Origin of the sequence: Paenibacillus sp. VMFN-D1 (genome assembly GCF_003386155.1) — a bacterium.
In the GTDB taxonomy this organism is placed as follows: Bacteria; Bacillota; Bacilli; order Paenibacillales; family Paenibacillaceae; genus Paenibacillus_AQ; species Paenibacillus_AQ favisporus.
Genome location: NZ_QRDU01000001.1, coordinates 723,502 through 736,524 on the forward strand (window position 1 = coordinate 723,502; position 13,023 = coordinate 736,524).

General features: G+C 54.7%; 13 protein-coding genes. 9 read left to right on the plus strand and 4 right to left on the minus strand.

Translation table 11 applies throughout. The features are described 5' to 3' along the window. The first annotated feature begins 54 nt into the window (after positions 1 to 54). The 3 genes from C7820_RS03475 to C7820_RS03485 all read left to right on the plus strand — a co-directional run bounded on the left by C7820_RS03475 (position 55) and on the right by C7820_RS03485 (position 2,122). Positions 55 to 399, plus strand: coding sequence for a YojF family protein (locus tag C7820_RS03475; RefSeq protein WP_076170972.1), 345 nt, complete (start codon positions 55 to 57; stop codon positions 397 to 399). 20 nt (positions 400 to 419) lie between these two features. Next, positions 420 to 1,070, plus strand: coding sequence for a bacillithiol biosynthesis deacetylase BshB2 (gene bshB2, locus C7820_RS03480; RefSeq protein ID WP_105442154.1), 651 nt, complete (start codon positions 420 to 422; stop codon positions 1,068 to 1,070). Between the two features lie 224 nt (positions 1,071 to 1,294). After that, complete coding sequence (locus C7820_RS03485; protein ID WP_258875107.1) at positions 1,295 to 2,122, plus strand: class I SAM-dependent methyltransferase; 828 nt, start codon at positions 1,295 to 1,297, stop codon at positions 2,120 to 2,122. Between the two features lie 193 nt (positions 2,123 to 2,315). On the opposite strand, the gene C7820_RS03490 is transcribed toward C7820_RS03485, so the two are convergent. Together C7820_RS03490 and C7820_RS03495 are read right to left on the minus strand one after the other, a co-directional pair. Continuing rightward, positions 2,316 to 3,047 (minus strand): RluA family pseudouridine synthase, encoded by a 732-nt coding sequence (locus C7820_RS03490; protein WP_116229764.1) that lies wholly within the window; start codon positions 3,045 to 3,047, stop codon positions 2,316 to 2,318. A 3-nt stretch (positions 3,048 to 3,050) separates the two neighbouring features. After that, positions 3,051 to 3,914 carry a class I SAM-dependent methyltransferase gene (locus tag C7820_RS03495; RefSeq protein WP_116229765.1) on the minus strand — a complete coding sequence of 288 codons (864 nt, stop codon included), beginning with the start codon at positions 3,912 to 3,914 and terminating at the stop codon, positions 3,051 to 3,053. Between the two features lie 139 nt (positions 3,915 to 4,053). Here C7820_RS03495 and C7820_RS03500 point away from each other — a divergent pair, with 139 nt between their 5' ends. Beyond that, a complete protein-coding gene (locus tag C7820_RS03500) occupies positions 4,054 to 4,479 on the plus strand; it encodes a hypothetical protein (protein WP_116229766.1) in 426 nt (141 codons plus the stop codon). Positions 4,480 to 4,563: 84 nt separating this feature from the next. On the opposite strand, the gene C7820_RS03505 is transcribed toward C7820_RS03500, so the two are convergent. Then, positions 4,564 to 5,313, minus strand: coding sequence for a GNAT family N-acetyltransferase (locus C7820_RS03505; RefSeq protein ID WP_116229767.1), 750 nt, complete (start codon positions 5,311 to 5,313; stop codon positions 4,564 to 4,566). A 284-nt stretch (positions 5,314 to 5,597) separates the two neighbouring features. Between C7820_RS03505 and hpaB the strand changes: the two genes are divergently transcribed. Then, entirely contained in the window at positions 5,598 to 7,055 is a 1,458-nt protein-coding gene (hpaB, locus tag C7820_RS03510; protein WP_116229768.1) for a 4-hydroxyphenylacetate 3-monooxygenase, oxygenase component, read from the plus strand. Between the two features lie 354 nt (positions 7,056 to 7,409). Here the strand turns inward: hpaB and C7820_RS03515 are convergent, their stop codons facing one another. Continuing rightward, entirely contained in the window at positions 7,410 to 8,312 is a 903-nt protein-coding gene (locus tag C7820_RS03515) for a glucose 1-dehydrogenase (RefSeq protein ID WP_116229769.1), read from the minus strand. 222 nt (positions 8,313 to 8,534) lie between these two features. On the opposite strand from C7820_RS03515, the gene C7820_RS03520 reads away from it, so the two are divergent. The 4 genes from C7820_RS03520 (at position 8,535) to C7820_RS03535 (ending at position 12,984) form a co-directional block, all read left to right on the plus strand. Next, positions 8,535 to 9,464 (plus strand): carbohydrate ABC transporter permease, encoded by a 930-nt coding sequence (locus tag C7820_RS03520; protein ID WP_116231614.1) that lies wholly within the window; start codon positions 8,535 to 8,537, stop codon positions 9,462 to 9,464. A 65-nt stretch (positions 9,465 to 9,529) separates the two neighbouring features. Next, positions 9,530 to 10,396 carry a carbohydrate ABC transporter permease gene (locus C7820_RS03525; RefSeq protein ID WP_116229770.1) on the plus strand — a complete coding sequence of 289 codons (867 nt, stop codon included), beginning with the start codon at positions 9,530 to 9,532 and terminating at the stop codon, positions 10,394 to 10,396. A gap of 80 nt (positions 10,397 to 10,476) precedes the next feature. Beyond that, positions 10,477 to 11,856, plus strand: a complete 1,380-nt coding sequence (locus C7820_RS03530) for an extracellular solute-binding protein (protein ID WP_116229771.1) — start codon at positions 10,477 to 10,479, stop codon at positions 11,854 to 11,856. 156 nt (positions 11,857 to 12,012) lie between these two features. Next, entirely contained in the window at positions 12,013 to 12,984 is a 972-nt protein-coding gene (locus C7820_RS03535) for a Gfo/Idh/MocA family protein (protein WP_116229772.1), read from the plus strand. Positions 12,985 to 13,023: the final 39 nt, after the last annotated feature.

The following is a 13,023-nucleotide window of genomic DNA, read 5'->3' on the forward strand; positions in this document are numbered from 1 at the left end:
TGAATTATAATAAATATTGTTGCAGTTAGACGCTATCAGAATGGGGGAAGGAATATGCAGCTGATCAATCCCGGCATGGTCCAGGAGATGCTAGATTCATTGAAAAACCAGGACCTTTATATACATCTTGAAATGACAACGGGTGCTTACGCTTCACACAACGATTCGTCCAAATTTACCGCATCGACGTTTATCCATAACGGCGTCGTCCGATATTCGCAGGGCTCCATCGCCGGCTTTGGCCCTTACCGGGTCGGCCTCAAGATGGAGCAGGGCTGGGTTTATTCCCAAGGCTTGACCCATTTTGAAGAAACGGAAACGGATCGGCTGATCATGGCCGGACATGACAGCGACGGCAAGCTCGTCGTGGCGCTTCAGCTGAGCCGCCAACCATTTTAACGAGAGAGAAGGTTAGACATATGGAAAAACATATCCTTGTGGTGTTTCCCCACCCCGATGATGAGTCGTTCGGCACGTCGGGGACGCTGGCTAAGCATATCCAGGCCGGAACCCAGGTGACGTACGCCTGTTTAACCCTGGGGGAAATGGCCCGCAACATGGGCAATCCCATCTTGGCGAACCGCGTGACGCTTCCCGAGCTGCGCCGGAAGGAGCTGGAGGAGTCCTGCCGGGCGATCGGCATCCAGGATCTTCGCCTCATGGGTCTGCATGACAAGACGGTGGAGTTCGAGGATCAGGAGATGCTCACCAGCCGCCTGCGCGCGCTGATTGACGAAGTGAAGCCGTCGCTGATCATCACGTTCTACCCGGGTTATGCGGTTCATCCGGATCATGACGCGACCGGAGCCGCGGTTATCCGGACCGTGACGGCCATGCCGAAGAAGGAGCGGCCGAAAGTGCACTGCCTGGCATTCTCCAACGGGTGCGAGAAGATCCTTGGCAAACCGGATGTCCTCGTGGATGTGCGCGATTATTTGCCGCAGAAGTTTGCCTCGATCCGCGCCCATCAGTCGCAGTTCCGCTGGGAGACAAGCGGACAGTCGGAGCTGGATAAAGCCGTGCTGGAGCGCTTCAGCCAGGAGCGGTTCTGGACTTATCATTTTGAATAATAGCATGGATTCGAAGACAAGCCGGACGGGCTGCTGCCATCACTGCAGCGCCCGTCTTTTTTTGTGCAGCATTATCGAAGCAGTAAGCCGGCCCTTGGTGCGAAAGCACATCAGGCGCGTCTTGACGCCAAGGGGGATATTGACAACATGGGGCTCACGCGGATACAATTTGTGAAATCCTGTTTGGATTTAACATGTGAGCAGAAAGGTGTGTTTCCCTGGAGATGAGCCGAGAAGAGTTGAGAAGAGCAGAGATTGACGAGAAGGAGCGTACCGCAGAACAAGGTACCGCAGCAGGGCTGACAAGCAGAGGGCTGGCCGATGAGGAGCCAAGCGGTGATCAGATTAGCCTTTCCGAAGGAGATGCGGGGGACATCCGGCTGGAGCGGATCGTCTTCATCGGAAGAACCTATGACGAATATTTGCGGATGTTTAATTTGAAGCCCGGGGACTTGAAGGGACGAACCGTCCTGGACTGCCCCGGCGGGGCATGCTCGTTTACGGCTATAGCGAGGCAGATCGGCATTGAAGCCGTTGCTGCGGATATAGCCTATCAGTTTGACCCTGCGGCACTTGAGGCGAAGGGAAGGCTCGATATCGGGCATGCGGTGCAGCATGTGGAGAGCCTGGGCGATCAGTACCGGTGGGACGAATTCGGCGGTCCCGAGGGGCTCCGCAGCGAGCGTACCAAGGCCTTGACCGCCACGGTCGAGGATATGGAGCAGCATCCTGGGCGATATGTTGCCGCGGTTTTGCCTGTGCTGCCGTTTGCAGACCGGCAGTTTGACATGACGCTGTCGGCGCATTTTTTGTTTATGTACAGCGACAAGCTGGATTACGCGTTTCATGAGCAGACGGTGGCTGAGCTGATGCGGGTGACGAAGGAGGAAATCCGGATTTTTCCGCTGGTGGACCAGAGCAGCCGCAGGTATAAAGACATGGAGAAGCTGTTGACGTTCGCCGCCGGAAACGGATGGTCGGCCGAGGAACGGCCGTCGGACTACGAGTTCCAGCGGGGAGCATCCTCTATGCTGGTGCTGACAAGAAGCTGACGGGAAAAAGAATGGCGGAACGAGACGGACGTGGGATGCCTGTATAATGCCGAAGTTGGACCGCAACCGTCTTTTGTCAGTTCCGCAGAACTAATTCTTATTAAAATCATAAAAAAGCCGGAAAGCCTGCGTATGCAGGGCTCTCCGGCTTTTGTGCTTATTGCGGCCGATTGCAGCCGCCGGGCGGGATGAATTATGATTTCTTGTCCGTCAAAGCGTTCAGGGTCGCTTCCGGCCACAAATTCCAGGGATGCTCGGCAGGCGGAAGCGAGGCAAGAACGATCTCTTCCTTTGTGACGGGATGAGGGACGCCGACGATGACAGACCACAGGGCGATCTGCTGCCCCGGCTTATTCACCCCTTTGCCGTATTTCTGATCGCCGTAAAGCGGACAGCCGGCATGGCTCATCTGAACCCGAATCTGATGGGACCGGCCGGTATGGAGCTCCACCTTGACCAAGCTATAGCGGTCCGCCTCTGCGATTACTTCGTAATCCAGCAGTGCTTCCTTCGCGCCGGATGTTCCTGGCTTCACCACAGACACGGTATTGGTCTTGGCATCCTTGAGCAGGAAGTCTTTCAGGCTTCCTGCCGGCGCAGGCAGCCTCCCGTGTACGACGGCTGCATACACTTTGCGGAACTTGCGGGAGCGTACCGTTTCCGACAGCCGAGAGGCGGCCTTGGATGTCTTGGCAAACACCATCGCCCCGCCGACGGGGCGATCCAGCCGATGCACCAGGCCGACAAATACGTTGCCGGGCTTGTTATACCGGATCTTGATATCCTCCTTGAGCAGACTGACCAGATCGGCGTCCCCGGAGGCATCTTCCTGCGTAGGCACGTTGACCGGCTTCACGATGCCTAATAAGTGATTGTCCTCATACAAAATCGGAATGCGGACGTCCTGACCATCAGCTCTGCTCATCGTTTAAGACTCCCATCTTCCCAAAATACCGCACGGCAGATTCAGTCCGGAGGCGGTAATCGGCAGCCCGAGCTCGCCGCAGGAAATGCTTCCTCCAAACCGGCGGGCTGCCGTCATGGACAGGATGTTATGCAGTACGGTCGGCGAAATACCGGTCGTATACGAATTAATGAGCATAAACAGTGGGTTGTCCGACATGATGCTCATGCAGCTTTCGACGAAGGGATAGAGGCTCTGCTCCAGCTTCCACATTTCCCCGCCGGGTCCACGGCCGTAGGATGGCGGGTCCATGATGATCGCATCGTATTTATTGCCGCGGCGCTGTTCGCGCTGCACGAATTTGAACACGTCGTCCGTTATGAAACGGACCGGACGGTCCCCGAGGCCGGACAGCTGCAGGTTCTCCTTGGCCCATTGAACCATGCCTTTTGCGGCGTCGACATGGACGACTTGGGCGCCTGCGGAAGCTGCCGCCACGCTGGCTCCGCCGGTATAGGCGAACAGGTTCAGCACCTGGATCGGCCGGCCCGCCCCGGCAATCTTGTCCATCATCCAGCGCCAGTTGGCTGCTTGCTCGGGGAACAAACCGGTATGCTTAAAGTTGGTAGGGCGGATATGGAACTTCAGCTTGTCGTAGGAAACGGTCCAGCGGTCGGGGATCGGCTTTTTCATGTCCCATTGGCCGCCGCCCGAAGAGCTTCGGTGGTAATGCCCGTGAACTTGGCGCCACTGCCCCGTTTCGTTGGTGAGCGGCCATATAATCTGCGGGTCGGGTCTGCGGAGAATGACGTCTCCCCAACGCTCCAGCTTTTCCCCGTCCCCGGTATCAATCAATTCATAATCCTGCCAATCGCGTGCTACATACATGAATGCATTCCATCCTTCTGTTCTTTAATTTCATTTAGCTTATATTGTACAACATTTCGTACATACAATGCACTTTCTTCATACTCGGTGCGGGTAAAGGTATAATAAAGATAACCCCTCGCGAAAGGAGGACTTGCCGGTGGGCAGCAGACGGAAAATATCGTGGATTCTCACTTTGTTTGGCTTGTTTTGCGGCATTCTTTATGTCAATCTGGCGGTCCGTGGCGGCACGAAGGATTGGTTTGGCTTCCTTGTCTTCGCCGTGCTTCCGCTTGGAATCGGACTTATACTGCGCACGAAAACGAAAAAAGCGAGAGCATGGATGAAGATCACCCCCGAGATGGAGAAGAGCATTCTCCACCTGGCTGCGGAGCAGGAGAACCTGCTGACCGCAGCGGACGTTGCCTTGAATACGACGCTCAGCATGGAGCAGGCCGGCGAGGCGCTGGAAGCGATGCGCCGCAAAGGTCAGGTCCATTTACGGGTAGCGGATAACGGGGCGCTGGTCTATGAATTCCAGGCCGTTCTATCGATGGAAGCCAAGCTGAATGCGGAGAGGGTATAAACCCCAGTCCACCCCGCCCCGCACAACGCAATAAACCGGCTGCGCCTTGGACTTGCCAAGCGCAGCCGGTTTTTCTTGTGGCGATTATTGGGACGCCATGTACTCGTAGTAGTCCTGCTGTCTCATCACTTTGAAGCCGCAGGATTCATACAGCCGGAGCGCATTGGGGTTCTGAACCGCCACTTCCAGCCATATGTCCCGCCCCCGGGCTATCGCTTCGGATACGATGAGCATCAGTGTGCTGCGGCCGATTCCCTGCCCCCGAACAGATGCTTTCACCGCAAAGCCGTATATCCACGTATCGGATCCTGTATCTTCAAGAGATACCTTGCCGACGGTAACCCCATCCCGTTTAATGATGAGCGGCCGGGTTCCCGTTTCCTGAAATAGCGATGAGTAGATTTCGGCTGATTCCTCCCGGCTCATCTCGAATCCTTCCTGATCGATGGCGATGATGTCCTCCATGTCGGCAAGCTCCGCGTTTCGCAGCCGGACCGACGGGTCCGCTTCCGTGACAGGTTGGCCGTCGTCATGCCATTTCATTTGGTACTCCGAATGGCAGAACACCCCTCCTTGGGACTCGATGAAGCCTATGCCGCTGGAAGAGGAGGCCGGGGTATTCAGAAGGACGGTCTTATAGACTGAAACGTTAGCCGAGCGGATGGCGTCCTGCCATAGATCCGTAAATATTCCCTGACGCCGGTAATCCGGATGTACCATGCCGCATACCTCGAGACCGCCGCCGAGCGGATACAAGGCGAGAAAACCGGTCAGCATATCGCCGGAATAATGAAAAAAGTCCAGCTTTGCGTCCGCGGGACGTGACTTCAGCATGCTCCAGTTTAATTTCAGAGTGATGGAATCGGCCCGCTCGCACAGCTCCTGCAGAGCGGAGATATCGCCTAGTTGACTTGGATTAAGAATAGTCTGCTTCCCCCATATTCATTATTTTCTGCTATCATATCATGTTCCTATTTGGCGTTAAAGAGAGTGAATTGCACTTTATGCAAGGTTTTTTTGTTCATGCAGAGCCTTCATGATTAGGCGGTCATACCTCACTTCATAGATCGGAACGGAATAGGATGAATGTAACATTTCCTAGGAAGGGAGCCGTCCGTATGCCGGTGAAAAACGGTAAGGAGTATATAGAACGGATCGACCAGGCACAGCCGGAGGTTTGGCTTCGAGGTAAGCAAATCCAAGGAAAGCTGTCCGACCATGCGGCATTCCGCGGGTTAATGAGCACTCAGGCGTCTTTGTACGATATGCAGGTCGCGGAGGAGTATGCGCAGCTTCTGACATACACGTCTCCGGAAACCGGGAAGACGGTAGGCTTATCGTACTTACAGCCGAAGACCAAGGAAGATTTGGCCAGACGCAGGAGAGCGATGACGCTGTGGGGTGAGCGGCATTTCGGCCTGCTCGGCAGATCGCCGGATTATATGAACACGGCCGTTATGGCCTACGCTGCCGCGTCGGAGCTGCTGGCTGAAGCGGATGCGAAGTATGCGGACAACATGCGGAATTACTACCGGTACTGCTCAGAGCATGACATTACGCTGTCCCACGCCTTCGTGCAGCCGGCGGCGAGCCGTACCGCCGAAATGCTTGATGACGGGACGATCGTCAATACCGCGGCGCGCATCGTCGACCAGACGACAGAAGGCGTCATCGTGTCAGGCGCGTTTCTGCTGGCGACGCAGGGCGTCACAGCTGATGAAATTCTCGTGTATCCGCCGGCATCGTTTCTGTTTCAGGAGGAAGACAATCCTGAAACTTTTGCTTTTGCTGTCCCGAACAACCTTCCGGGTATGAAGTGGATAAGCCGTGAAAGCCTGGTCGGCGGCGATTCGGCTTACGATTATCCGCTCAGCTCGCGATTTGAGGAAATGGACACTCTCGTCATTTTCGATCACGTGCTCGTTCCTTGGGAGCGTATATTCATTCTTGGCAACGACAGCCTGTCCATACGCTTCTTTGCACAGAGCGGCTTTCACGTGCATGCAGCGCACCAGGTTTGCTGCCGATACGTGGCGAAGACCGAGTTTGTACTTGGAATCATTTTGTCCATCGCCGACGCACTGGAAAGAACCGGAAGCGTGGTCACCGAACAAGTGACAGAGGTGATCGTAAATCTGGAGTCGCTCAAGGCGCTGCTGCTCGCCTCCGAAGCAGGAGCAAAGGTGGACCGGTGGGGGAGCATGCTGCCCGACTATAAGCCGCTCTGGTCCGCTACCATTATCTATCCTCAAATGTATGCACGGATGATGGAAATTATCCAGCTGCTCGGGTCCAGCAGCGTCATTATGATTCCGTCGGAGCAGGATTTTGAGGCAACCGGGATTGCTCCCTATTTATCGACTTATCTCAAAAGCAGCAACATGGACGCCCGGGATAAGACTGCGCTGTTCCGGCTGGCCTGGGAGCTGAGCAGCAGCGGTTTCGGCGGGCGGCAGCAGCTCTATGAACGCTTTTTCTTCGGGGGACAGCAGGTAGCCAGCAACAGGCTGTTTCAAGGCTATTTGGATAAGGAGATGTACAAGGAGCGGGTTCAGCGATTCCTGCGGGATTTGTAATCACTGTTCTACGGATCGGTCATATTCCACCCGGACCACTCATATATCTGTAATGGGGAACGTACGCAAGCAGCACGGGAGAGAGAAGCCGCCTGGGAAGAGCCATCCTTGCACAGAGGAGGCGGGCGGCGATGACGATCGATCAGCTGATCGCTTTATTGGCACTTGTCGTCATGATCATTGGACTTGTCAGCGGAAAAGGAAAATCATAAGCTGCAAAAAAAGAGAGCTATATTCCAGCTCTCTTTTTTTGCTTGCAAACCGCTTAACGATTCTGACCCGGGTCTTCCGTCCCGTAAAGATCGAATTTGCATTGATGCTAAAGCGCCGCCGCTTTGCGGTTCTGCCTCATCACTAATCAGTAACCATTTGCCCTCCGTTGATGTGGATCGTCGTTCCGGTGATATACGACCCGTCGTCCGAAGCCAGCAGCACATACGTGGGTGCCAGCTCGTAAGGCTGGGCGGCACGCCCCAGCGGCACGTCGCGGCCGAAGACGGCAATCCGCTCAGGAGGTATCGAAGCGGGATTGAGAGGCGTCCATACGGGACCCGGAGCAACCGCGTTAACCCGGATGCATTGAGGGGCAAGATTTCGGGCGAGAGCGCGGGTGAAGCTGACGATCGCACCTTTGGTCGAGGAGTAGTCCATGAGCGTATCATTGCCGACATACGCAGTCACGGATGCGGTGTTTACGATGCTGCTTCCCGGCCGGAGGTGGGGGAGGACCGCCTTGGTCAGGAGGATAAAGGACAAAATGTTCACTTCGAACGTATTGCGCAGCTGTTCTTCGGAAATGTCCAGCAGTGAGGTTTGGAAGTACTGAACCCCGGCGTTGTTAATGAGAATGTCGATTTTCCCGAATGCCTTCAGAGTGCTGTCTACGATATACGATGCAAAACCCGGCGACCGCACGTCAACGGGAAGCAGAAGGCATTTTCTGCCGAGCTGGCGGATTCGCCGCTCCGTGTCCTGCGCGTCCCTGTGTTCATTAAGATATACGATCACAAGGTCGGCGCCTTCTTTGGCAAAAGCGATGGCGACCGCACGGCCGATACCGCTGTCTCCTCCGGTGATGATCGCCACCTTGCCCTTTAATTTACCGGTTCCGACATAGTTCGGATTTTCAGAGACAGGGAGCGGGTTCATCACATATTCAATCCCCGGCTGCCCGTGCTGGTGCTGATCCGGCGGAAATGCCACCGGAATGTCCTTGCATTGGTGAATGACGCCATATTTAGCATACGGATAGTTCATCGGCCAATCCTTCCTTAAGCTTTTGATGGTACACAGTCTATTCACGGGATGGGCGAGTGTGCCAGTTATTTTTAAGTCTTACATCGAAATAACAAACGAACATAAACGGCTGTCCCGGACATAAATATGTACCAAAGCTGATGATCACCCAATGATGACGCATGTTGTTGGCATTAGGGATCCTTTTGGAAGGAGGAGGGCCGATTGATAGTAAGCAATGAGATGAATGCTGACAAGAGAATGACACCCAAACGAAAAAAATGGTTCACGCGCAATGATTGGACCGGCTATTTGTTCAGCGCCCCATTAATTATCGGCGTGCTCGCATTTGCCATCTATCCGATGTTTGCCGCATTGTTTATCAGCTTTCACCAGACGTCGGGCCTGTCGCTGAACGGAAAGTGGGTGGGGCTCAGCAATTACCGGTATGCCCTGGAGGATCCGGTCTTCTGGCAAGCGCTTACAAATACGTTTTTGATGGGCGTCTTGTCCGTGGTGCTCGGCATCGTATTATCCTTCGTGCTGGCGAGCCTGATCAACAATCTCAAATGGAACTTCGGCAAAAACTTTTTTAAGGCCGTCTATTTTCTGCCGAACGTCGTGTCGGCGGTAGCGACCAGTCTCCTGTTCTCGTTTCTGTTTTTCCCATCGAAAGAAGGGCTGCTGAACTTTGTGCTGAGCTGGTTCGGGGTTCACCATCCCATCGGCTGGTTTACGAATCCGGAGGTGTCGCGCTACAGCATCGTGCTGATGAGCCTGTGGGGGGCGCTTGGCTACAACACGATCATTTTTTTGGCAGGCCTGCAAAGCGTGCCGCGCGACCTGTACGAAGCCGCTGAAGTCGATGGGGCAGGCGGGTACAAGAAATGGCTCCATATCACCATCCCTTATTTACGTCCGATCTTCGTCTTTATGCTCATTATGGGCACGATCGGCGGCATGAAGCGGTTCACTGACGTGTGGCTGATCGGCGGTACGGCAGGCAATCCTGGCGGAAGCTTGATGACGGTGGTGCTGTACATATACCGGAACGCATTTTTGGCATCGCAAATGGGTCTGGCCACAGCCGCTTCTTATCTGCTGTTCATCATCATTTTAGTGCTGACCGCAGTTATGATGCTGTTAAACCGCCGCAAAGACAGCCTCTACTGACGCACTAGGGCCAATACCGACGTCATATCAGAACTACTTGATACTTAAGCAAAGGAGGTCCCGCCATGATCCAAACGGCCGATTCCAAGGCGCTGCGCCGCAAAAGAATCCCTGTCAGTCAGTGGATTCTCGCCATCGTGCTGTTTCTCGGCTCCTTTATTATGATCGTGCCATTCCTGTGGATGCTCGTGACCAGCTTTGACTGGGGGGCCCGGCTGAACATTACGTTTCCCCCGAAAATCTGGCCGGAAGAGCCGTCCATACGCACGTATGAAGTGGCCTTTACGAACATTAAAATGTTCCGCTATATCATCAATTCCATCATCGTCAGCGCAGGCGTTATCGTTGTCAGCTCGCTGTCCGCGCTGCTGTCCGGTTATGCCCTCTCCAAGCTGAGGTTCAAAGGGGCGAGCCTGGTGCTTCTGCTGGCGCTGAGTACGATGATGATTCCGTTTGAAATGACCATGATTCCGCAGTACCTGCTCTTCAGCAAGCTGGGGCTTCTGGACAATTATCTGGCTTTTTATTTACCGGCACTTAACTATGCCTTCGGCACGTTTTTGGCCAAAGCCTTCTTCGACCAGCTGCCGTCCAGTCTGCGCGAAGCCGCCATTCTCGACGGCGCCGGGGAGTTCACCGTGTTCGGCCGGGTGTATTTGCCGCTCTGCACGCCGATTATCGCCACCATGATCATCCTCCTGTTCCTGGGCGTGTGGAACGAAATGCTGTGGCCGCTGCTGGTGCTGAAGAACGCTGCCAAATATACGATCCAGATCGGCCTTGCGATGTTTACCTATAACAACGGCATCAACCAACAGCCCTCGATCATTATGGCTGCAACGGCGGTCAGTCTCATTCCTGTCGTCGTCGTATATATGTTTTTGCAGCGTTACATTATCGAAAGTATTGCTTTGTCCGGGATCAAGCAGTAAACCCGGCGAAGCGCGGCCATGGGGCCGCACGGCACCTATGATGATTGCGAACACACTGATGATGAAAAGGGGGAACATGCATGAAAAAATGGCTATTGTTGCTGCTGTCCTGCACGCTCGTATTCACGCTGGCAGCCTGCTCTGAAGGATCAGGCAAGGACGTGACCGGCGGCGTGGAGATCAAGCAAGTCTCCGACATGAAAGGAACCGTCCGGGTGGCGCTGGCCGGATGGCAGCTCGACAACGGGATCAACGCGCAGACGGGCAATCCGACGATCGGGCTGACCGAGTACATGGATAAGACGTTCAAGAAAATGTACCCGAATATCAAGGTGGAGCTGTACCAAATTCCTTGGGAGAACGTTAAGGCCAAGCAAACGGCGATGCTCATGTCGGGGGATGCCGACGTGCTGTACACCGGGGGAGCTTTTGCCTCCCAATGGTATCAGGACGGACTGCTGCGTGATCTAGACGACCTGATCAAAGAAGACACATCGTTTGATCCCGGCATTTACCTGGACGGCATCATGAACAATTCCTACAGCACCAAGTCGCCGGACGGATCCAAGCAGTTCGGGATTCCTGCCGTGCTGGGCCGCCGCATGACGATCTATGACAAAAAGCTGTTCAGCGACTGGGGCGTCGAAGGCTTAACGGAGAAAGCACCCCCGGAAGAAATTTTGGAAAAAGCCAAAAAGATGACCGGCAAAAATCCGAAAACCGGCGAGCAGAACTACGGCGTATACTGGTCGGGCAACTCGCTGAACGGCTCCACCTTTGTGGCGCTGACCCTGGCTTTCGGAGCGAAAGGGGCCGAAGGCTCGCTGAAAGACGTAAAGTCGATCAAATGGCATCTGAACACCCCGGAAATGGTAAAGGTCATGGAATGGCTGAAGGAAGCCGCAAAGCTGCCGCCGGCCGGTTTTATCACAGCCCAGGGAGCTGAAAACTTCGGGCTTGAGAAAAACAACATCGCGATTGCGCTGGACAGCACCGGCGGCGCGACGATGAACGAATTTATCGCAAACAATAACAGGGATTTGCTGGACCGGTTCGAGCCGGTGATGAATATGGGCCCGAAAGGCGAAGGCTGGGTGGCCGTGGATCCGTTCGTCATGGCAAAGAACGCCAAGGACGTGAAAGCTTCCTGGGAAGTTCTCAAATTCCTGACCAGCCCGATGACGCAAAAATATACGTATGAAAACTTCGCGATGACACCGACGATCAAGCAGGCCGATTTTGTGAAGCCGGAAGACAAATATGTGAAAAAGGCGCTGGACATCGCCAATGTCGGGCACTCCGAGCTGATGGATGAAGCCAATCCGTTCTATATGAGCGATATCGTCCCGGCTGTCAATGGTTTTATCAGCAAGGCGGCTTCCGGCAACGCGCCGGACATCCAGCAGTTCCTGGACGAACTGCAGGACCGCGCGGAGAAATGGTCCGCCAATTTGAAGTGACAGATTAAAGCGAGTGCGGGGCCCTTCACGGGGCCTTTGCACTTCCTTTTTTACCAGGAGACGCAAGAACGATATACGAAATTGTAGCTGCCTGGCGGCAGGAGCAAATGATCCCATTGCGTGTGTTTGAAAAACAGTATGTAAGGAGGTCTCTTGATGGTTCGTGTTGGTTTGGTCGGGGCAGGCGGAATCGCCTCCGAGCATTTGAAGCATATTGACGATCATGAGCAGGCAGAGCTGGTCGCCGTGTGCGATATTTCCGCGAAGCAGGCAGAGCAAGCCGTAAAACGGTATGGTGGAGTCGCCTATACGGATATCCGGCGGATGCTGGCAAATGAGCAGCTGGATGCACTCTTTGTGTGCGTCCCTCCCTTTGCCCATGGCGATATTGAAGAGCAGGCGGCCGGAAGAGGCATTCATCTGCTGGTGGAAAAGCCGCTGGGTCTGGATATGGGCACTGTACGGCAAAAAGCGGATTTTATCCGGAAATCGGGCGTCATGACGGCCACAGGCTACTGCCTAAGGTATATGGAGCCGGTGCAGAAGGCAAAACAGTACCTGGCCGGCAAAGAAATCGCCATGGTGCGGGCCCACAGGTTCGGCGGGCTGCCGGATACCCCTTGGTGGGTGGACCATGCCAAGTCGGGCGGGCAGCTGGTGGAGCAGACGACCCATAATGTGGATCTTATGCTGTACTTGGCCGGAACAGTCCACAAGGTCAGTGCCGACATGGCCCTGCTGCTGAACAGAGACGTACCCGGGATCACGACGCCGGATGCCGCTTCAGTCAACCTGGTGTTCGATTCGGGCGCAATCGGCCACATTGACACCGGTTTTCTGCCCCAGCCGGACAGCCGTTCCTCCCTGGAGATCATTGGAAGGGATTTTAGATTGACGCTCGAAGGGACGTCGCTTACCATTCTGGAACCGGAGCAGACGATCATTCTTCGCGGCAAATCCGATTTCTACAAAGTCCAGGACGACGCTTTCATTCGGGCCGTTGCCACGGGTGACCAGAGCTTGATTCTGGCTCCGTATGAAGAAGCGATGCACACGCTGGAAGTGACGCTGGCTGCCAATGAATCGGCACAAAGCGGATTGCCGGTGACCATAACCAAGAGGGGGTAAATATAGAGCCCCTGAAGGAGCCTGCAGGCTCCTTTTTTG